Here is a 21,246-nt window from a genome sequence, read left to right on the forward strand (position 1 = left end):
TCCCGGTCGGGGGATTCTCCATCGGGGTTCGGGTGACCTGCCTAGCGTCCGAACCGTGTCCGAGAAAGAGATGCCCGCCAAACCCGACACCGCCGTCACCCTCACGCACCGGGCGATCGCCCTGCGCGCCACGGACCCGGCCGCGGCGCGGAACCTGCTCGGCGTGGCGCTCGCCGAGGACGACGAGTACGAACCCGCCTGGCGCTGGCTCGCCGAGCTCGTCACCGACGACGCCGAACGCCTCTTCTGCCTGAACCGGGCCTACGCGATCAAGGCCGACCGGGCCACCGACCGCGCCCGGAAAGCGCTGCGCGGCGTCCAGCCGACTCCCCCGCCCGAGGCGCGGGACGTGGTCGAGCCGCCGCGCCCCGACCCGGTCGACCCCACCCCGGCACGGCGCGGCAAGCCCAAGGTGCTGCTCGCGGCGGGCGCCGTGGTGCTGGTGGCGTTGACCGCGGTGGGCGTGTGGACGACGGTCGGCCAGGCCACCGGCACCCCGGTGCACATCGCCCTGGTCGCGGGCCTCACCGGGCGCGACCCGGCCACCGCCGCCGACCTCGAACGCGGCGTGCGGATGCGCCTGGACGAGATCAACGCCGACGGCGGCGTCGCCGGCCACCCGGTCGAGCTGCTGGTCTACGACGACGCCGACCAGGTCGACCAGGCCGAGCGGATCGCCGAGGAGATCGTCCGCGAGGACAGGGTGCTGTACGTGATCGGGCACGGCGTCACGTCCACTTCCCTCGCCGCCGCCCCGATCTACCGGGCCGCCGGCATCTCCGCCATCACCCCGTCCGCCGGCGGGTCGGGCCTCACCGACAGCAGCGACCACTACTTCCGCAGCATGTTCGGCGACCGCACGCAGGGCGACTTCCTCGCCGTCTACGCGGCCGAGGTGCTCGGCGCCGACAAGGTCGCGGTCATCCACGACGACCACGCCTCCGGCCGCTCCGCGCAGGCCGCGTTCGCCGAGTCCTACCGCCAGTTCGGCGAGGTCGTCGCCACCGTGCCCGTCACCGACGATCCGCGGGCCGCCATCGAGCGGGTGAAGGGTTTCGCCCCCGGTACCCCGGTCCTGCTCGCCACCGAGAGCCGCCACGGCGTCGCCCTGGTCAAGGGCTTGCGAGACGCCGGTGTCGACGCGCCCATCCTCGGCATCGCCAGCCTGGGCACCAAGTCGTTCCACGACGCGCTGGGCGGCGTCACCGAGAACCTGCACCTGGCCACCCCGATGGCGCACGACTCGCTGTCCGGCCCCGCGCTGAAGTGGGCCGAGGACTTCGAGCACCGGTACGGCGAGCCGCCGCGCTGGCACGCCGCCACGGCACGGCAGGCGCTCAACGTCGGCCTGCACGTCGTCACCACCCACCACCTCGGCCTGGACCCCGCGACCATCGCCGACGACCGCGAGCGGCTGCGTGACGGCCTGACCGCGATGAAGGACAAGAAGAACGCGTTCCCCGCCCTGCTCGGACCGCTGTACTTCACCCCCAGCGGCTCGGCCCAGATGCCGGTGTCGTTCGTGACCAGCGACGGCACCCGACTGGTGTCCACGCCCGTCCAGCTGACGATCTACGAGCCGCCGTCGCCCGAGGTGCTCGCCGCCGACCTGGCCAACGGCACGGTGATCGCCATCGGCGACCGGTACCTGACCCGCCGCCAGGTCGTGGCCACCGGCATCAACCTCAACGAGGTCCGCGACCTCGACACCCGTGACGGCACGTACTTCATGGACTTCTTCCTGTGGCTCAAGTACACCGGCCCGCACACGGCGGCGGACGTGCAGTTCGTCAACGCGGTCAAGCCGGACCTGAAGCTGGGCGAACCGCTGCGCGACGTGACCGACGAGAGCGGGACCTACCGGCTGTACCGGGTGGCCGACCGGTTCAAGAACGGCTTCGAGTTCCGCCGCTTCCCGTTCGACCGCCAACACCTGAAGGTGGTGCTGCAGAACCGGACCATGACCGCCGACGACGTCGTGTACGTGACGGACAAGGAGATCTTGAACCAGCCGCCCGAGCACCACCTGCGCAGCGGGGCGGACGCGGAGGCCACGATCAACGACATCCCGAACTGGCTGGCCACCTCGGCGCGGTTCTTCCAGCGGACGGTCGGCAGCAGTGACGCCCTGGGCGACGGTTCCGCGGCCGGCACGGCCGATGGCATCTACTACAGCCAGTACACCGGCGAGGTGGAGATCGTCCGCGACACGCTGCCGTTCCTGCTGAAGAACCTGTTGCCGTTGCTGCTGCTGATCAGCGTCACGTACCTGTCACTGTTCTTCAAGGGCTCCGAGAGCGCCGCACCGGTGTCGATGGGCGTGACCGCGATCCTCAGCACGGCCGTGCTGCTGAACAACGTGACCTCGCAGCTGCCCTCGGTCAGCTACACCGTGGCGCTGGAGTGGGGCTACTACGCGTTCATCCTGCTCGCCGCCGGGTGCGTGCTGATCGCCATGCTGCGCAAGCGGTTGTCGTCGGTGCGGCGTGACGACGCGGAACGGCGGCTGGCCAGGGCGGCGCGCGTCGGCTACCCGGCGTACCTGCTCGCGGTGGTGGCCACGTACCTGGCCGTGTTCGCCTAGGCGGCGTCCCACCAGTCCAGGACCCGCGTCCCGGACAGGGTCAGCCACTTCGAGGGCTCCCCCGCCGGCACGTCGACCTCGAACCACACGCGGCCGGGGTGGCGGCGGGCTTGGAGCCAGGTGCCGTCCGGCTGCCTCTCGGCGCGGATCAGCTCGATCGCGTCGGCCATCCGCGGGTCCGGCGGCGTGCCGTCGAGCAGGCTCGCCCGGCGGAAGTACTCGGCCGCGTTGAGCACGTTGTAGTACCAGCGGAACGGGTAGGAGAAGCGGTTCACCCACGGCGCCACGGGTTCGCCGGTGGACAGCCGGCGGAACAGGCCGCGTTCCAGCAAGTACTCCTCGCCGGCACGGCGGGCGGCACGCGTCGCGTCCGTGCCGCCGGTCGCGGCGTCGTGGTCGAGCAGGCCCTTGAGCGAGTTGAGCGTCGAGTGGAACGACGACCGCGTCGAGCCCTCGACCCACTCGCAGTTCCAGCCGCCGTCCGGCAGGCGGTGCTCGACGAACCAGTCCACGATGCCGGTGACGTCGGCGCCGAGCCACAGGCCGTTCTGGACCGTCCACGCGTTGATGCAGCAGTCGACCTCACCTCCCCAGTACGGCAGGTCGTCGTACTCCCAGCGGCAGTTCCGGTCGAGCAGCCCGGCCGTGTCGCGGTCGCGCAGGACCTTCGCGTCCAGGCCCCACTCGCGCAACGAGTTCAGCGTCCACGTCGTCGCCGTCCACGGCTGCCCGGCGCCCTCGACCGCTTCCGGGCCGTGGAAGTCGAAGCCCGCCGGGAAGAACGCGCCGCCCGCCCACTGGCCGTCCGGGTCCTGCAGGGCGAGCAGGCGTGCGCCGAAACCCTCGGTCGCGACCTTCGCCCGGGTCGCTTCCCAGACCTCGGGCGGTGCGTGGAGGAGATCGCGCTCGACCTGCCAGCGCAGTGCCGGATCGGAGTCGAGGAGCCAAGAGACCCTGGTCGCCATGGCGTGACTATAGTGCCGCGACCGGCCGCCTTCACCGCGTCTTGCGCCGGTCGCGGCACTAGTCGACCTGGTCGTCCTCCGGGCGGCCTTCGGCGAGTGCGGAGAGGACGTCCAGCGCGGCGGCCAGGGTGTCGGCGGGGGTGGAGGCGAGGGCCAGGCGGACGGCGTTCGGCGCGTGGCCGGGCACGACCGCGAACGCGGCGGCGGGCGTGACGGCGATACCGCGCCGGGCCGCGGCGGCCACGAACGTCTCGGCCCGCCACCGGTCCGGCAGCCGCCACCAGCAGTGGTAGGCGCCGGGGTCGGCGCGGATGTCGAATCCGGGCAGGCGTTCCCGCGCGAGTCGCTGCCGTGCCGCGGCGAGGGCACGTTTGCGGTCCACAATGGACTCGACGGTGCCGTCGGTGAGCCAGCCGGTGGCCGCCGCGAGCGCGAAGTGGCCCGCCACCCAGCCGCCGGAGCGCGCGGCGGCGGCGACCCGGTCGACCAGGTGTCCGGGTGGGACGGCGAACCCGACCGCCAGGCCGGGCGCGAGGCGTTTGGACAGGCTGTCGACGACGGTCGTGCGTTCGGGGGCGAGCGGGGGCAGGTCGGGGCCGAGGAAGGCGTAGATGGCGTCCTCGACCACCTGGAGGTCCAGGTCGCGGACGGTGTCGGCGAGTTCGGCGCGGCGGCGTTCGGGCATGGTGGTGCCGAGCGGGTTGTGCAGGGTCGGCTGGAGGTAGACGGCGCGGACGTCGGCGGCGCGGACGGCCTGCGGCAGCACGCCCTCGTCGTCCACGGCCAGCGGCACGAGCGTGACGCCGAGCCTGGCCGCGATCGCCTTCACCACCGGGTAGGTGACGGCCTCCACGCCGAGCCGCCCGCCGACCGGCACCAGCGCCGACACCACGGCCGCGATCGCCTGCTTGCCGTTGCCGGTGAACAGGACCCGGTCCTCGTCCGGCGTCCACCCGCCGCGGGCCAGCGTGCGGGCGACGGCGGCCCGTGCCTCCGGCGTGCCGCGGACGCCGATCGGGGTGAGCGCCCGGTCGAGGCCGTCGCGCACGAGTCGGTCCAGGCCCGGCGCCAGCAGGTCGGACTGGTCCGGCAGGACGCAGAAGTTCAGCTCCAGGTCGACCCGCGCGCCGCCCGGTTCGGGCAGCTCGGGCCCGGTCCGCGCGGCCCGGACGAACGTGCCGCGACCGACTTCCCCCACCGCGAGGCCGCGCCGGATCAGCTCGCCGTAGACGCGGGCGGCCGTGGAGCCGGCGATGCCGTGCCGGCGGGCGAACGCGCGTTGCGGCGGGAGGCGGTCGCCGGGCTTGAGCCGTCGTGCCGCGATGTCGGCGGCGATCCGGTCCGCGATCAGGCGGTAGTCCACGCGTGCACCTCATATTGCACCGAGAGCATTGTTTTCATTGCACCGAGGATGGTGGCGTTCCTAGGCTGCTGCCGTCAACGGACCGAGGGGGACGGCATGCGCGTGAACGGCATCGACATCGCTTACGACGACCAGGGGGACGGCCTTGCGGTGCTGTTCGTGCACGGCCACCCGTTCGACCGCTCGCTGTGGCGGCCTCAGGCCGAACACCTCCGTGCGCGTTACCGGGTCATCGTCCCTGACCTGCGTGGATACGGTGAGACGACGGTGGTTCCCGGCACGACGCCGTTGGGCGTGTTCGCGGACGACCTGGTCGGGCTGCTCGACGGGCTCGGGCTCGACCGGGTGGTGCTGTGCGGGCTGTCGCTGGGCGGCCAGATCGTGATGGAATTGCACCGCGCGCACCCGTCACGGGTCCGTGCACTGGTCCTGGCGGACACCTTCCCCGAGGGGGAGACGCCGGAGGGCCGCGAGATGCGGTACGGGATGGCCGAGCGCCTGGTGCGGGAGGGCATGGGCCCCTACGCCGACGAGGTGCTGGACAAGATGATCTCGCCGCGCAACGTCGTCGCGTTGCCGGACGTGGCCGACCACGTGCTGCGGATGATGCGCGGCACGTCGCCGGAGGGTGCCGCGGCGGCGTTGCGCGGGCGGGCGGAACGGCCCGACTACGTGGACTCCCTGGCCCGCACCACCGTGCCCGCGCTGGTGGTCGTCGGTGAGGAGGACGAGTACACGCCGGTGGCGGTGGCCGAGAAGATGCACTCGATCATCCCCGGCTCGACGCTCGCGGTGATCCCCGGCGCGGGGCACCTGCCCAACCTCGAACGGCCCGAGGAGTTCAACGACGCGCTTGAGCGGTTCCTCGCGACGGTGTGACCGGCGTGCGGACCCCGCACAGGAGCCGGTCGCGGGGCAGGGCGGTCGGGGCGGGGCGGAGGCGGTCGGCGACCTGGGCCGCGGTGGGGCGTCGGCGGGCGGACAGGGACGTCATCAGGGTCAGCAGGCGGGCCAGGCCGGCGGGCAGGTCCCGCGGGATCTCGGGCGGGCGGTGCAGGCGGGCGATGGCGGCGTCCACCCGGTTGCCCTGGTACTCGCGGTAGCCGGTGAGGCACTCCAGCAGGACCAGGCCGAGCGCGTAGACGTCCGCGGGCGGGCCGACGTCCTCGCCGCGCACCTGCTCCGGTGCCAGGTAGGCGGCGGTGCCGACGACCTCGTTGGTGTTGGTGAGCCGGGTCGAGCCGAGCGAGCGGGCCAGGCCGAAGTCGGCCAGGTAGGCGGTGTCGGAGTCGTCGAGCAGGACGTTGGACGGCTTCAGGTCCCGGTGCACGATCGCCTGGTCGTGCACGTGGGCGAGGGTGTCGGCGACCTGGTGGCCGAGCGCGCGGACCTGCGCGGGCGTCAACGTGCCGTCGACCAGGCGGTCACGCAGCGTCGTGCCTTCGACCAACTGCATGACCACGAACGACACCTCACCGCACGTGCCGACGTCGTAGACGGACAGCAGCCCGGGGTGCGACAACCCGGCCAACGTCCGCACCTCGTTGTCGAACCGGCGCTCGTCCACCTCCCCGCCGCGGAACACCTTGACCGCGACGAACCGCCGGAGCAGCACGTCCCACCCCCGGTGCACCTCCGCCGCACCGCCCGCGCCGAGCTTGCCCGTCAACTGGTAGCGACCGGCGAGAACGCGCTGCTCGGTGGCCAACGACATGGCCCCACCCTTCGGGTCGCCTATCCAGACGCCTCCGAATTCCCGGACCACGACCTCGCCAAACGCCGAGCCGGCTCCCGTCGGAACACCGGTGGCGGACCGGACGCCCGGCAGACCGGCGGCGCAGCGGACGTGTGGCGGAGCGGCGGGTCAGTGGCCGAGTTGGGCGCAGCGGTCGGTGCCCGGGCAGTTGCGGATCAGCTGGACCTCCGGCAGCTGGGTGATCGTGGCCGGAGGGCTGGTGGCGTGGCCCGGCCAGCGGATGGAGATGGCCATGGACGAGGCGTTGTTCGCGTACGACTTCTCGAGCAGGGAACGGTCGCCGTTGACGATGTTCACCACGTCGTACACGCCGGACGGCACCTTGCTGATGTCGAGCCACTGGAAGTCGACGGTGAACGGGTAGTCGTCGCCGTACCCGGCCGAGATGCCCTGCACCACGCTCAACGCCTCCGGCTCGTGGTGGCCGCACCGGTTCTTCCGCAGGAACGCCGACAGCCGACCCTGCGGGCTGCCGGCGTCGGCCGGGCGGCTCGCCACGTCGTCGGGCGTCACGTAGCGGTCGCCCAGGCAGAAGCCGTTCTTCCGGTCGGCCACCACCGTGTCACCCGAAGGTGTGCGGAGTTGGAAGTGCTCGAAGCCCAGCAGGTGCCAGTGCTCGTGGGTAACCGCCGGCTCGTAGTACAGGGTCGCCGGGACGGGCCGCTGCGACTGCTCGTACGACATCGGGATCGAATCGTCCACAGCGGATTGGAACGCCTGCCGCGCGGACATCCGCGGCTGCCCGGTGTGGCCGCGGCTGCCGTGGATCAGCAGCGGGCCGTCGCCGATGTTGTCCGCCGAGGTGGTGAACCTCAGCCGGACCGCCCCGATCGAGCCCTTCCGCACGCACTCGCCGTTCGGCGCGGCCGGGTCGGCGACCGGGCACACGTCCCAGTCCACGCACCGCGACAGGTCGCCGGAGTAACCGCCCGAGCACCCCACCGGCGCCTGCCGGAGGTCGGGCAGCAGCACCGACCCCGTGGCCCGGGCGGGCAGCGGACCCAGCGCGACCGCCACGAGCACCGCCGTGGCGAACAGGACCACGTGTCTTCGCACCACCGGAACCGTCCAATCCAGAATGATCCACTCACCAATCTACTGAGCCACCCCGGCAACCCGACCCCGAGCACCGCCAAGTTCACTCGATCGACTGAGCCACAAGGGAAATCCCCCGCCGGGACTCTAACCTTCACCGCGATCGCGCCCCGGGCGCGCGTCGTCCGCGACTGGAGGTGGGTCCGATAGACCAGGGAGTTCCCGGCACCGTCACGATGGTGTGCGGCACCAGGCCCGAGCTGATCAAGCTCGCCCCGCTGATCCGCGTGCTGGGTGCCGACGCCACCGTCGTCTACACCGGACAGCACTACGACACCGCGATGTACCACCGGATCCGTCAGGACATCGGCCGACCGGGGCGGTTCCACGAGCTGGCCGTGGGCGGTGGCAGGCGCGGCGGTCAGCTCGGCGCGGCCATCGCGGCGGTGGACGAGGTGCTGGCGCAGCACCCGACGAACGCGGTCATCGTGCAGGGCGACACCACGTCCGCGCTCGCGGGCGCGTTGGCCGCCAACGCCAACGACGTGCCGCTGGTGCACGTCGAAGCGGGCCTGCGCAGCTTCGACCGGGCGATGCCCGAGGAGCACAACCGGGTGGCCATCGACCACCTCGCCGACCTGTGCTGCGCGCCGACACCGCTCAACCGCACCAACCTGCTGGCCGAGGGCGTGCCCGACGAGCGCATCGCGATCACCGGCAACACCGTGGTGGAGGCCCTCGTCACGGCGCTGCCCGGGCGGGACGAGGAAGCCGTCGTGCTGGCCGCGCACGAGCTCCGGCGCGACGGCTACGTGCTGGCCACCGTCCACCGCCCCGAGAACGTGGACGACCCGGTCAACCTGGAGACGATCCTGCGCGAGCTGAACCGCCTGCCGCTGCCCGTGGTGCTGCCCCTGCACCCGCGCACGGCCAAGCGGGTCGAGGCGTTCGGCCTGACCACCCTGCTGCGCCGGCTGAAGGTCGTGGAACCGCAGGCGTACCCGGCGTTCCTGGCGCTGGCCCGGTGCGCCGCCGTGGTCGTGTCGGACTCCGGTGGCATCCAGGAGGAGGTCAGCGTCCTGAAGCGGCCGGTGGTCGTGGTGCGCCGCAGCACCGAACGCCCCGAGATCGAGGGCACGTTCGGCACGCTCGTGCCGCCGGGTCCGCGGCTGTGCGCGGAAGTGCTGCGGTGGCTGGACGACGTGCCGGGCCACCGGGAACGCCTGGAGCACATCCCCTCGCCGTACGGCACCGGCTCGCCGTCGGCCCGGATCGCCGCCGCGCTCGGGCAGCTGGTCCGCGGCGAGCCGGGGTACGCCCGGCAGCTCAGCCCGGAACGGGTTGTGGTGCCCCCGCCAGCGTCGCGACGACCCGCCGCGCGAGTCCCACACTCGAATTCCAGCTCGTGACGTCCGGGTAGACGTGCGCGGTGGTCGCCAGCAGCAGCGGTGTGCCGGCGACCACCACGGGCGGGCGGCGCGCGAGGTACCCGAGCGGGTACACCGGTTCCACGAACGGCGCCTTGAACACCCGCACGTCCTCAACGTCGTCGCGGCGCAACGAGGGGTGCAGGTCCAGCAGCTGCGAGGTCCACCGCGCCGCGACGGCGGCCTCGTCCTCCCGGAACAGCGCGGACTCCCGGTCGGTGTACCGCATCGCGTAGACGAGGTGCCGCCCGTCGTACGGCTCGACCCCGGCCAGCGGCGTCATCTGGATCAGCCCGTCGAACTCCGTGCCCGACCGCACGACCGGCGTCCAGTAGTGCCCCGACAACGGCCGGCGCAGGAAGAACAGCGCGTTCACCACGCCCTGGTACGGCAGCCGCACCTCGGGCAGCCGCGCGGCCAGGTCGTCGTCGGCGAGCTGCCGCAGCAACGGCAGCGGCAGCGTCGACACCACCCGGTCCGCCGTCACGGCCTCGTCGCCGTCCAGGGCGATCCGCACCCGGCCGTCGACCACGCCGAGCCGCCGCACCGGCGCGTCCAGCCGCACCACCCCGCCACCGGCCTCGATGGACGCCCTCAGCGCGTCGATCACGGCCCGGTAGCCGCCGTCCGGATACCCGCGCACCGACACGGCGCCCTCGCGGCCCAGGCGCTGCCACAGGTACAGCGCGGGCACGTCGCCGAACCGCGCGCCGAACTTCGCCCCGAACAGCGGGGCGAGCAGCAGTTCCCACACCCGGTCGCCGTACAGGCCGCGCAGCCAGTCCTCGGTGCGCGTGCCGTCGAGGTCCTTCCCGCGCCCCAACCGCCGCAGCAGCACCGAGACCGCGCCGAACCTCAGCCGGTCGAGAACACCCAACGGGGTGAACTTGAGCAGGTCCAGCGCCGTGTTGAACGGGAACGCGCGGCCGTCCACGACCATGCCCATCCGGGTGGGCCGCCACGCGATCGAGTCGCGCAGGCCGAGTTCGCCGAGCAGGTCGAGCAGGTGGTCGTCGGTCGGCATCACGCAGTGGTAGAAGCGCTCCACCCACCGGTCGCGCCAGGCGAAGAACGTGCCCAGCCCGCCGAGCTGGTCGCTGCCCTCCAGCAGCGTCACCCGGGTGCCCGCCCGCACCAGCCGGTGCGCGGTGGCCAGGCCGCAGATCCCGCCGCCGACGACCACCACGTGCCCGTGGTCGGTGCCCATCACAGCGCCCGGTACGGCGCGGGCGAGAGCCGGTCGCGGACCAGCAGCTTCACGTACTGCCAGACGGTGCGGGCGATCCGGATCTTGCTCGGGCCGCGCTTGCGGTCGTAGCGCAGCGCCAGCGGCACCTCGGTGACCACCGGACGGCAGTGCCGCAGCTTGAGCAGCAGCTCGACCATGCACGCGAACCCGCGTTCCTCGATCAGCCGCTCGCCCCAGTGCCGCTCGGCGCGGACCAGCAGGCTGACCCGGTAGGCGCGGAAGCCGCTGGTGAAGTCGCGCACGCCCTCGACCCGCAGCACGCGGCGGAACAGCGCGGCGGCGCCCCGGGACAGCAGCCGGCGCAGCACGGGCGCGGTCGCGTCGTCGCCACCGTCGACGAACCGGGAGCAGATCACCACGTCCGCGCCCGCCTCGATCTCCCGCTCCAGCCGCTCGATCAGCGCGGGGTCGTGGGTGTCGTCGGCGTCCATCACGATGACGACGTCCTCCTGGTCGGCCTTGGCCAGCACGGCGCGCAGTCCTGATTGGACGGCCTGGCCGAGGCCGAGGTTGACCGGGTGGCTGACCAGCCGCACGTCGAGGCCGGGCCAGCCCTCGGCGACGACGTCGGCGGTGCCGTCCGACGAGCCGTCGTCGACGACCCAGGCGGTGAGCTTGCCGGTGCGCGCGACTTCGGCGAGCCGGGTGAGCAGCGGCGGCAGCGAGGCCGCCTCGTTGTAGGCGGGCAGCACGACGTGGGCACGGGCTTGGGTGCGCGCGCCGCCGGAGAGGGCCGGTCCGCCCTGTTCCGACGTGGTGCGCACGTCGCCTTCATCGACGCTCAATGGGCCCCATTTCACTGGATGGCGGATGACGGTCCAGAATTATTCGCCTCTGGACCGCGACGGGATTCGACCACCCCGGTGCTATCTCGTCGCACGTCAGGATGAATTATCGGAGGACAGGGACCACGGGGCTACCAGAAAGGGGCAGAGTGATCACCGAAAGAGTGAATTAGCGCCGATGAATCACGCTTGATGCACACCGAGTGAGCAGAGCTTCCCGTTCGGATGGTCTCGAACGGGTGACCAAAATAATCGGGTTCATGGTGGGAAGGACGTCGTCCGGATGTGGTGTGGCGTGGACGGGACGCGCTCGGTCCCTGGCAGGGGTGGTCCGAGGTGAACGGGGTCGGCTCGGCGACCACCCCGACCCTGGTGTCGCGGTGGCGGCACCCGAGGCCGCGCGAGGCGTCGGGGTCGGACCTGCTGCGGCGGGTGAACGCGGTGGCGGTGCTGCTGGTCGCGGTGGACGTGACGGCGGTGGCCGCGGTGGCGGTCCGGTACTCGCCGGGCGTGCGCTGGACCGCTGTGGTCGCGGCGGCGCTGCTGGGCGTGCGGGCCGCGTGCCGGCTGTACCGGCGGCGGCTGTGGCTGTCCTGGTTCCACGACCTGCCGCGCTCGGCGGCGGCGACGGCGGTGGCGTTCGCCCTGGTCACGCTGGCGGGGATGGTCGGCGGCGCACCACCGGAGACGGCCTTCGCCACCCAGTGGGCGGTGCTGGCGTTCGCCGCGCTGAGCGAACCGGCCCGGCTGTTCGTGTTCGCCTTCGGCCGCTGGTGCCGGCGGAGGTTCCACCGGTGCGACCGCACGATCGTGGTCGGCGCCGGGAAGGTCGGCGTCGACCTGGTCGGCGCGATGCTGGCGCACCCGGAGTTCGGCCTGCGCCCGGTCGGGTTCGTCGACCCGGAGCCCGCGCTGGACCGCGCCACCCTGCCGGTCGAGCTCATGGACGAGGACCTCGCCGGGGCCATCACCCGGCTGGGGGTCGGCACGGTCGTGCTGGCGTTCTCCCACGCCCGCGAGTCGTCGGTGGTCGACTCGGCGATCACCGCGCACCGGCTCGGCTGCACCACCCTGGTCGTGCCGCGGATGTTCGAGCTGTACCAGGACGGCCCGGACATCGAACGGCTGCGCAGCTACCCGCTGATGCGGCTGGGCACCGCGCCGACCAGCAGGCCGAGCTGGTGGGTCAAGCGCGGCATGGACGTGCTGCTGGCCGCCGTGGCGCTGGTCGTGTTCGCGCCGGTGATCGCGCTGTGCGCGCTGGCGGTGCTGCTGGAGAGCGGTCGGCCGGTGATCTTCCGGCAGGTGCGGGTCGGGATGGACGATCAGCCGTTCGTGCTCTACAAGCTGCGCAGCGTGAGAATGAACGGTGAAGACGATTCCCAAGTCACCTGGTCGGTGGTCGGGGATCACCGGGTCGGGCCAGTCGGCCGATTCCTGCGCAGGACTTCATTGGACGAACTGCCGCAGTTGTGGAACATCATCCGGGGCGACATGTCCATCGTCGGCCCGCGCCCGGAACGGCCCGGTTTCGTTCGCGAGTTCTCGGCCATCCACGAGCTATACTGGGCCCGCCACCGCGTTCCGACGGGGCTGACCGGCCTCGCGCAAGTGCACGGCCTGCGGGGCGACACCTCGATTGTCGACCGGTCCCGATACGACAACTACTACATAGCCAACTGGTCGTTGTGGCTGGACGTGAAAATCCTGTTGCAGACGGTGGGTGAACTGTTGTGCCGAAGGAACCGCTGAACCGACGTCGGTCCCGCCGCCTGCTCGGCCTGCTGTGCGCCGCCGCGCTCCTGGCGCCGAGCGCGGCGTGCACGGCGGGTGCCGCGGCCGGCAGACCGGTACCGCCGGTCGCCCCGCTCGGCCCGCTGCCCAAGCCGCTCGCGCCGTGCGGCTGGTGGTACGGCATCGGCGAGCCGCCCACGAACCGGGAGATCTCGTTCGCCGCCCAGCACTACAGCCTGGTGGTGCTCAACGCGACCGAGACGCACGCGCTGCGCAAGCTCAAGCAGCTCAACCCCAAGATCAAGGTGCTGGTCTACAAGGACTTCTCCAGCGCGCGCAACTACCCCGGCGCGGTCGAGGGCGACGCGGACGCGCCGCTGCTGCCCACCGGCATCGGCTACTTCAGGGCGCACCGCGAGCACCCGCACTGGTTCGCGGTGGACACCCAGGACCACCGGATCGAGTGGAACTCCTACCCGAAGCACTGGCAGATGACCGTGTGGGACCCGGTGTACCAGAAGGCGTGGAGCGACGCGGTGACCGCCGAGGTCGTGCGCGAGGGCTGGGACGGCGTGCTGGCCGACAACGACTTCAGCTCCCTGAAGTACTACTCGTCGGCCGTGCTCAAGGGCACGGAGAACGCGGCCGAGTCCGACCGGCTGATCCGCGACGGCATGGACACCTTCCTCACCACGGCCGGTGACGCCCTGCACAAGGTGGGGAAGATGCTGATCCCGAACGTGTCCGAATCCCACCTGACCGCGGGTCGGTGGTCGGCGCACTCGCGGTACGACGGCGCGATGGAGGAGAACTTCGGGCTGCGCGACACCGGAACGGGTGAACTGCTGACGTTCAAGGGCAACGAGTGGAAGGAGCTGCGGTCGCAGGCCGCGCTCGGCGAGACCTGGCTCCTGCTGATCACCCACACCAAGGGCGCGCGGGAGGAACGCGTCGGCTACGCCACGGCCGCGTTGCTGGCCAGCCCGCACACGTGCTGGTCCGGTGCGACCACCAGGGACTACCGCAACCCGGACTGGTCGCGGTACCAGAACGCAAAGCTGGGCGAGGCCACGGAGACGGCCAACCGGCTGCCGTCCGGCGCGTGGGACCGGCGGTTCACCGGCGGGTACGTGGCGGTGAACCCGACCGGCAAGCCCGCGCGGGTCACCCCGCCGCCCGGGTTGGTCAACATCGACGGCGGCGGCGCCGTACCGGCCACGATCGAGGTGGCCGCCGGTGACGCCGTGATCCTGGTCAACCCCCACGGCTTGCCCACCGCGCCGACCACCGCCACCGAATCGACGACCACCACGGGCCCGACGACCACACCCACCACCACCGAGCCCACCACCGAGCCCACCACCGAGCCCACGACAACGACGACGGCCGAGCCGACCACCACGACCACGACCACGACCACGACCGAGTCGACGACGACGACCACCGAGCCGCCGACCACCACCGAGCCCACGACCCCCGCGCCGTAACCGACACCCGGCCGGCGATTCCGGTCGTGGCCTAGGTCGGCGTCGGGGTCCAGCCCAGGAGTTCGCGGTAGAGGGTGAGGTGGCGGCGGGCGCACACGTTTGGCGCGAACCGCTCCCGTGCCCGTTCCGCCAGCGACAGCCCGATCCTGGCCGGGTCGGGTTCGGCGAACAGCCCGCGCAGCCGGGCGGCGAGCTGGTCGACGTCACCCGGCGCGGCCAGCGCGCCGCCCGCACCCGTGCCACCCCAGCCCGCGTCACCGAGCATGTCGGCCACCCCGCCGGTGTCCGTCGCGACCACGGGCTTGCCCGCCGCCATCGCCTCGGCCACCACCAGCGGCTGCTGTTCCATCGTGGACGGCAGCACGAGGGCGTCGTGGTGCCGCAACAGGTCCGGCACGTCGGCCCGGAAACCCAGGAACGCGACCCGCCCGCCCAGCGCCCGCGCCAACGCCTCGGCCCTCACCCGCTCCGGCCCGTCACCCACCACGGTCAACGTGGCGTCCGCGGGCATCACGCCCGGCAGCGCCAACGCCGCCAGCAACGTCGCCAACCCCTTGCGCTCCACCAGCAACCCGACGAACACCAGCCGCCGCACCGGCCCGGTCGGCGGCTGCACGTGCACCGGTTCCACGCAGTTGTCGATGTGCGCCAACCGGCCCGCGGGCACCTTCAGCCGCGACGCCAGGAACCGGCCCATCGCCTGCGCGGGCACCACCGTGCGGTGCACGGTCCGCGCCACCACGGCGTCCGCCGCCAGCACGGTCCGCGTGTAGGGCGACGGCGCCGCCGCCCGCGGCACGCCCCGGAACCAGTCCTCCCGCACGTCGTCCGGCACCCCGTGGTAGGTCTGGACCACCTTGTGCCGCCACCGCAACCCGGCGCTGACCAGCCCGGCCCGCCGGTCCTGCGCGTGCACCACGTCCGGCCGCCACGCCCGCACCGCCGCCCGCGCCCGCCGCCCGGCCCGCACGTCGGCCTTGTCGCCCACCTCCACCTGCTCGTGGTGCCCGGCCAACGCCTCCGCGCCCCGCCGCGGCACCGGCCCGAACACCCGCACGTCCGCCTCGCCGGACGCGATCAGCGCCCGCGCCAGCCGCACCGTGACGTCCACCGGTCCCCCGCTGTCCTGGGTCAGCACGTACGCGACCCGAGGCCGCCGGTTCACCGGGCACCGACCAGGAGCTTGTCGATGAGGGTGGCGACCTGGTCGGCCACCTGCCGCCGGTCGAACAGCAGCTCGACCCGCCGCCGGCCGTGCGCGCCCTCCAGGTCGGCCGCGGACGGGTCGGCGAGCCGCACCGCGACCGCCTCGGCCAGCCCCGCGACGTCACCGGCGGGCAGCACCGCCCCCGCCTCGCCGACGCTCTGCCGCACGCCGCTGACGTCGAACGCCACCACGGACCGCCCGCACGCCATCGCCTCCAACGGCACCAGCGCCATCCCCTCCTCCCGGGACGGCAGCACGACCACGTCCGCGGCGGCGTAGAAGTCGGCGACCGAGTCGTCGTGCCCCCACCAGCGCACCGACTCGTCGTCGCAGGACGCCCGCCACCGCTCGGCCATCGGGCCGTCACCGACGATCACCAGCCGCGCGTCGGGCACCTGCGCCCGCACCGCGGGCCACGCCGCGAGCAGCTGGTCCTGCCCCTTGTACGGCACCAGCCGGCCGACGCACACCGCCGTGGGCACGTCCGGCAGCCCGAGCCGCCACCGCGCGGCGACCCGGTCGTCGGGCCGGAACCGCTCGACGTCCACGCCGTTGCACACGACCTCCGCCGGACCGCCCACCCCGGCGGCACGCCCGGCGGCCAGCTCGTCGTCGCTCACGCACACGAGCTGGTGCGTCCACCGCGCCGCCAACCGCTCCCAAGCCTTGGCGGCACGTCCCACCGGCCCGGTGGCGCTCTGGAACGACCACATGTGCGGTTGGAACAGCGTGGGCCGCCGTCCGCGCACCACCAGCCGCCCGACCAGCCCGGCCTTGGAGCTGTGCAGGTGCACGATGTCCGGCGCGAGCCCGCGCAGCACGCGCCGCAGCCGCACCACTTCGGCCACCGTCCCCGGCCCGGGGTGCCGGCGAGCGTGCCAGGTGCGCACCTCGACGCCGAGCTCACCCGCCCGGTCGGCGAGCGGCCCCGGCGGGCACACCACGGTCACCGACCACCCGAGGTCCCGTTGCGCACGGGCCAGGTCCACCACCACCGCCGCCACGCCCGCCGTCACGGGCTGGCTCACGTGCACCACCCTCACCGGCGCACCACCTCCCGGTTCGCCGCCAGCACGACCACGCCGCACACCACCGCCACCACGACCCCTTCACCGAGCGCGGCCACCACCGAACCGGGCGGCCCGAACACGTCACCGACTCCGAACGCCACCGCCGCGCCGCACCCCGCCGCCGCGACCACGCCCACGGCACCGCGGGCGAGCGCGGCCAACGGCGGCCCTATCCCCCGGCGCGCCAACGCCCACCAGGTGCACGGCACCACCAGCCACGCCGCCGTGAGCTGGACCAGCGCGACCGCCACCACGCCGTGCCGGGTGAACAGCAGCAGCCCGCCGACCAGCAGCACCAGGTGGGTGACCTCCAGCGCGAGGTAGCGGCGGGCGTGCCCGGCGGCCTTGAGGACCTGGTACCAGACGTGCAGCAGGCTGATCCCCAGGCCGTACAGGCACAGCAGGGCCAGCGGCACGGCCGCCTCCGCCCACCGCGCGCCGAACACCACGACCCGGTCGGCCAGTACCGCCGTCACCGCGTACAGGGCGCCGGTCACCGCCAGCACCGCCGAGGTGAACCGCCCGACCACTTCGGACAGTCCCTCACCGGCCCGGACCAGCTTGGCGCACAAGGGCAGCACCACCCCGCCGAGCACCACCGCGACCAGGATGTACGGCACCCACGCGATCCGGTACGCCAGCGAGTACACGCCGACCGCCTCCGGGCCGTGCACCCGGGCGATCGCCAGGTAGTCCACGTTGATCAGCAGCACGGCCACCAGCGCGCCCGGTCCGACCACCGCGATCCACCGCGACGCCTCGGCCGCCGCCTCCGCGTCCCACACCGGCCGCACCCGCACGCCGACCACCACGCCGAGCACCGGTTGCGCGACCGCCGTGCACAGCAGGCCGATCACCAGCGAGTACGGTCCGGCGCCGGTCACCGCGAGCGCGATCGTCACCGCCGCGCCGAGCAGCGCGCCACCGGCGTCGGGCAGCATCCGCCGGCGGAAGTCCAGTTCGCGGTGCAGCAACCCCATCTGCACGCCGGCGACCGCCGAGAACGGCAGGCTCACCGCCGCCAGCCGCACCAGCGGCGCGGCCGAGGGCGCGTCCAACGCGTGCGCGATGCCGTCCGCCGCGAGCACCAGCACCGACGCCAGCACCACCCCGGCGCCCGCGCTGAGCACGAGCAGCGTGCCCGCCATCCGGCGCGGGTCGCGGTCGGTCCGGCTGACCACGTCGTACACGCCCATCGACTGGACGACCTGGCCGATGTTCACCAGCGCCACGGCCAGCGCGACCAGCCCCAGCCCCTCCTCGGTGAGGAAGGCGGCCAGCACCAGCGTGACGGCCATCTGGCTGCCCTTGCTGACCAGGTTGACCCCGAACAACCACAGCGAGCCCCGCACGGCCCGCTGCCCGATCGGTGTCACGTCCGGACCGTGCCGACTGCCGAGCAGCGGCGGGTGGCCGCGAACACGGCCGCCAGCACCCACGCCACCACGACGGCGACGCCGTCGACGGTCACGTCGACCCGCGCGCCCGACACCGCCCGGACGGCCTGGCTGATGAAGTGCAGGTGCGCGAAGGGGATCAGGAGCAGCAGCGCGGCCAACCCCAGCCGCCAGTCCCGTTCGCATCGGCGTTGCCACCACACGACACCGACCGCGACGAGCGACGGCACGGCGATCAGCACGTCACCCGGCTGGTGGACCATCGCGGCCACCACCGCCAGGCACGTCAGCAGGTCCGCCGCGGCGGGCTGGCCCATCCGGTCCAGCCGGCGCACCAGCACCGCGCTCGCCACCAGCACACCGACCAGCGCCAGCGGTTCCGCGCCGCCCGGCAGCCAGCCCGTGACGCGGTAGAGCACGGCCGCGAGGTCGACTCGCTGCGCCGTCATCGAGTCCACCGCGCCGTACGCCGTCTCACCGGCGTGCGCCAGGTTCGCCGCGATCACGTCCAGGAACGGACGCACACCGCCGCCGCGCAGCACCAGCGGCACCACCACGACCAGGCTGGCCGCCGCCGCGATCGCCGTGCCGGTCAACGCCACGCGCTGCGACCCGCGCACGAACAGCAGCACCGCGAGCGGCAGGCCGAACTGCGGCTTGAGCCACGCCAGCGCCAACGCGACCGCCGCCCACTTCGGCGCGTCCCGCCTGGCCAGCAACGCGCCCGCGGCGCCGACCGCGATCAGCGGGTTCACCTGGCCGACGTACAGCTGCGCCTTGCCCACCTGGCTGAGCACCAGCAGGGTCGCGATCACCGCCGTGCCCAGCGCCAACGGCACGTGCGGGCGCAGCCGTCCGGCCGCGAGCAGTGCCAGGGTGATCAGCAGCACCAGGGACGCCAAGGTGAACGCCACCGCGCCGACCCGGTACTCCGGCAGCGCGAACGGCGCGTGCAGCAGCAGGTGGTAGGGCTGGTAGAGGTTGAACGCCTGCCGCACCGGCCAGTGCTCGAACATGGCCGCCGGGTGGTACGGGTTGCCGCCCGCCAGGAACTCGCGGACCGGGAAGTACAGCGCGTCCCGGAAGTCCTGCAGGCGTTCCTCGGGCAGGGTGGCCCACGTCGGCAGCGGCACCTGCCACGACGGCCGCAGCGCGCGCCACGCCGCCACGGCGCCGACCACCGCCACCAGCGCGGTCAGCAGCCGCACCTTGTCCTTCACCGCGACGGTCTTCAGCACGTCACCACCGCCACCAGGGTCGACGCGGACGGCAGCGCGCCGACGACGGTCGCCAGCTCGTCCTGCGGCCCGCCGCCCGCGACGACGGCGATCACCGCGTCGCCATCGGCGGGTTCACCGGTCTTGTCCGGCAGTTCGGCGGCCAGGTCCTCGGCGCGGTCGGCCAGCCCCGGCACGACGGCCACCACGCGCGCGGGCCGTGCCGACGCCTCGCACAGCAGCGCCAACCGCTGCGCCAGGTCGGGTTCGTCGTCCGGCAGCACGGCCACCGGGTGCCGGACGCCGCCGGCGATGAGCGCGGCGCGCACCCGGTCACGGGGCCGGGTCCGGCGCAGGTGGCCGACCGCGTGCGCGGCCAGGCCCGCCAGCACCCCGGCGATCAGCGCCAGCCCGTACGCCAGCGGCCGGTCCGGCGCGACCTGCGTGGTCTCGGGCCGGTCGAGCAGCCGCAGCCGGGCGACGGGCGCGAGCAGGTCGGCCTCCACCACGGTCTGCGCGATCCGCGTCGCGGCCTGCGCGGCCCGGTCCGCGGTCTCGGCGCGCACCGACAGCCTGGCCAGGCCGGAGGCGGGCACCAGTTCCACGGACACGCGGCCGGCCAGGTCGTCGGTCGTGGTGCCCAGCTCGTCGGCCGTCGCGCGCAGCACGGTCGGGGTCCGGGCGACCTCGACCAGCGCGGGCAGCGACAAGGCGACGACCTCGCCGAAGCTCGCCTCGGGCGGCTGGTCGGGCTCGCCCGCTGTAGGCACCGCGAGCACGCCGACGCGGCTCTCGTACTCCTTGCCCGCCACCTCGACGGCGACCACCACGGCGGTCCCGACGAGCAGCGCGATCCCGAGGCTGAGCGCCAAAGGTCGCTTCAGGACGGTTGGGACGCGCAGGTCCCGCAACACGCTCAGGTCCATCATGACGCTCCGATCGCGGTGCGCAGCAGTTCGTCGTAGGACCGCATCAGCAGACGCGGGTCGTGCTCGCGCCGCACGGACGCGAGGCCCTCCTCGGCCAGGTCGGCGCGTGCCCGCGGGTCGAACAGCAGCGACCGCAACGCCTCGGCCGTCGCGCCCGGGTCGCGGCGCGGCACCACCACGCCGCCACCACCGGCCAGCGCCTGCCGCACACCGTCCACGTCGGTCGCCACCACGGGACGCCCGGCGGCCAGCGACTCCAGCACCGCGATCGGCATGCCCTCCCAGTCGCTGGTGAGCACGGTGACGTCGGCGGCGGCCAGCAGGTCGGGCACGTCGCAGCGGTTGCCCAGGAACCGGACCCGGTCGGCGATGCCCAGTTCGGCGGCACGCAGCCGCAGCGCGTCGCGGAGGCTGCCGTCGCCGGCCAGCCACAGCACCGCGTCGCCGTCGAGCTTCGCCCACGCCTCCAGCAGCACGTCGTGCCGCTTCTGCGGTTCCAGCCGGGCCGGGCACAACGCCACCGGCACGTCCCGGGCGACGCCGTGCACCGCGCGCACCGCGGCCCGGTCCACCCGTTCGGGTTGCGGGAACACCGCGTTCGGGATCACCACCGGGTCGGGCACGCCGGCGGCCCGCAGCCGGTCGGCCGTGGCGTCGGCGACCGCGACGACCGTGCGCGAGGTGCGTTTGAGGATGCGGGCCGCGTCGGTGTAGTCGGTTTCCGCGACGCCGTGGAACACGGTCAGCAGCGGCAGCCGGCGCGGCAGCACGGCCAGCCGCGCGACCAGGCTGGCCGACACGTTGTGCGCCAGCACGACCTGCGGCCGGAAGCTGCGGATCGCGGCCTTGGTGGCGGTGGTCGCGCGCAGCACGCCGGTCGCCTTGCGCCGGGCGACCGGCACGGTGAACGTCGGCACGCCGCACGCGCGCAACGCCTCGGCCCGGTGCCCGCCGCCGCTGGCCACCGCGGACTGCCAGCCGAACTGCGAGCCCGACCTGGCCATCCCGGCGACGAGCGCTTCGGCGCCACCGGTTCCCATC

The 21,246-nt window shown here is 73.4% G+C and carries 17 protein-coding genes; 5 read left to right on the forward strand and 12 right to left on the reverse strand.

Annotated elements, in window-relative coordinates; genetic code table 11:
- The first annotated feature begins 55 nt into the window (after positions 1-55).
- A complete protein-coding gene (locus B0I31_RS14190) occupies positions 56-2,584 on the forward strand; it encodes an ABC transporter substrate-binding protein (protein WP_146173843.1) in 2,529 nt (842 codons plus the stop codon).
- Here B0I31_RS14190 and B0I31_RS14195 read toward each other — a convergent pair.
- Positions 2,581-3,549 carry a squalene cyclase gene (locus B0I31_RS14195; RefSeq protein ID WP_106615810.1) on the reverse strand — a complete coding sequence of 323 codons (969 nt, stop codon included), beginning with the start codon at positions 3,547-3,549 and terminating at the stop codon, positions 2,581-2,583. The two genes, B0I31_RS14190 and B0I31_RS14195, sit on opposite strands and share 4 nt — an antisense overlap.
- 58 nt (positions 3,550-3,607) lie before the next feature.
- Complete coding sequence (locus B0I31_RS14200; RefSeq protein WP_106615811.1) at positions 3,608-4,912, reverse strand: aminotransferase-like domain-containing protein; 1,305 nt, start codon at positions 4,910-4,912, stop codon at positions 3,608-3,610.
- 96 nt (positions 4,913-5,008) lie between these two features.
- Between B0I31_RS14200 and B0I31_RS14205 the strand changes: the two genes are divergently transcribed.
- Positions 5,009-5,791, forward strand: coding sequence for an alpha/beta fold hydrolase (locus tag B0I31_RS14205; RefSeq protein ID WP_106615812.1), 783 nt, complete (start codon positions 5,009-5,011; stop codon positions 5,789-5,791).
- On the opposite strand, the gene B0I31_RS14210 is transcribed toward B0I31_RS14205, so the two are convergent.
- Both B0I31_RS14210 and B0I31_RS14215 read right to left on the reverse strand, forming a co-directional pair.
- Positions 5,754-6,626, reverse strand: coding sequence for a serine/threonine-protein kinase (locus B0I31_RS14210; protein WP_106615813.1), 873 nt, complete (start codon positions 6,624-6,626; stop codon positions 5,754-5,756). The genes B0I31_RS14205 and B0I31_RS14210 overlap by 38 nt on opposite strands.
- 150 nt (positions 6,627-6,776) lie before the next feature.
- The gene (locus B0I31_RS14215; protein WP_106615959.1) at positions 6,777-7,724 is read right to left on the reverse strand and encodes a lysyl oxidase family protein; all 948 of its coding nucleotides are present in this window, start codon (positions 7,722-7,724) and stop codon (positions 6,777-6,779) included.
- A gap of 215 nt (positions 7,725-7,939) precedes the next feature.
- On the opposite strand from B0I31_RS14215, the gene wecB reads away from it, so the two are divergent.
- Positions 7,940-9,112 (forward strand): non-hydrolyzing UDP-N-acetylglucosamine 2-epimerase, encoded by a 1,173-nt coding sequence (gene wecB / locus B0I31_RS14220; protein ID WP_106615814.1) that lies wholly within the window; start codon positions 7,940-7,942, stop codon positions 9,110-9,112.
- Here wecB and B0I31_RS14225 read toward each other — a convergent pair.
- The gene (locus B0I31_RS14225; protein WP_106615815.1) at positions 9,030-10,337 is read right to left on the reverse strand and encodes an FAD-dependent oxidoreductase; all 1,308 of its coding nucleotides are present in this window, start codon (positions 10,335-10,337) and stop codon (positions 9,030-9,032) included. The two genes, wecB and B0I31_RS14225, sit on opposite strands and share 83 nt — an antisense overlap.
- Positions 10,337-11,143: a glycosyltransferase gene (locus B0I31_RS14230; RefSeq protein ID WP_245949885.1), complete on the reverse strand. Its 807-nt coding sequence runs from the start codon at positions 11,141-11,143 to the stop codon at positions 10,337-10,339. Before B0I31_RS14230 ends, B0I31_RS14225 begins: the two co-directional genes overlap by 1 nt.
- Positions 11,144-11,500: 357 nt before the next feature.
- Here B0I31_RS14230 and B0I31_RS14235 point away from each other — a divergent pair, with 357 nt between their 5' ends.
- A complete protein-coding gene (locus tag B0I31_RS14235; protein WP_106615960.1) occupies positions 11,501-12,916 on the forward strand; it encodes a sugar transferase in 1,416 nt (471 codons plus the stop codon).
- A complete protein-coding gene (locus B0I31_RS14240) occupies positions 12,898-14,385 on the forward strand; it encodes a putative glycoside hydrolase family 15 protein (RefSeq protein WP_245949887.1) in 1,488 nt (495 codons plus the stop codon). The genes B0I31_RS14235 and B0I31_RS14240 overlap by 19 nt, the downstream gene beginning before the upstream one ends.
- 31 nt (positions 14,386-14,416) lie before the next feature.
- Here B0I31_RS14240 and B0I31_RS14245 read toward each other — a convergent pair whose 3' ends face one another.
- From B0I31_RS14245 to B0I31_RS14270, 6 genes are read right to left on the reverse strand one after another with little or no spacing between them, the layout of a single operon-like run.
- Positions 14,417-15,550, reverse strand: coding sequence for a glycosyltransferase family 4 protein (locus tag B0I31_RS14245; RefSeq protein WP_106615817.1), 1,134 nt, complete (start codon positions 15,548-15,550; stop codon positions 14,417-14,419).
- Positions 15,547-16,620 carry a glycosyltransferase gene (locus B0I31_RS14250; protein WP_245949889.1) on the reverse strand — a complete coding sequence of 358 codons (1,074 nt, stop codon included), beginning with the start codon at positions 16,618-16,620 and terminating at the stop codon, positions 15,547-15,549. Before B0I31_RS14250 ends, B0I31_RS14245 begins: the two co-directional genes overlap by 4 nt.
- Before the next feature lie 11 nt (positions 16,621-16,631).
- Entirely contained in the window at positions 16,632-18,038 is a 1,407-nt protein-coding gene (locus B0I31_RS14255) for an oligosaccharide flippase family protein (RefSeq protein ID WP_245949890.1), read from the reverse strand.
- Entirely contained in the window at positions 18,035-19,297 is a 1,263-nt protein-coding gene (locus tag B0I31_RS14260) for a glycosyltransferase 87 family protein (RefSeq protein ID WP_245949892.1), read from the reverse strand. The genes B0I31_RS14255 and B0I31_RS14260 overlap by 4 nt, the downstream gene beginning before the upstream one ends.
- Entirely contained in the window at positions 19,291-20,202 is a 912-nt protein-coding gene (locus B0I31_RS14265) for a YveK family protein (protein ID WP_146173844.1), read from the reverse strand. Before B0I31_RS14265 ends, B0I31_RS14260 begins: the two co-directional genes overlap by 7 nt.
- Positions 20,202-21,245, reverse strand: coding sequence for a glycosyltransferase (locus tag B0I31_RS14270; RefSeq protein WP_106615965.1), 1,044 nt, complete (start codon positions 21,243-21,245; stop codon positions 20,202-20,204). The genes B0I31_RS14265 and B0I31_RS14270 overlap by 1 nt, the downstream gene beginning before the upstream one ends.
- Position 21,246 lies beyond the last annotated feature (1 nt).

Source organism: Saccharothrix carnea, from assembly GCF_003014735.1.
GTDB lineage: Bacteria > Actinomycetota > Actinomycetes > Mycobacteriales > Pseudonocardiaceae > Actinosynnema > Actinosynnema carneum.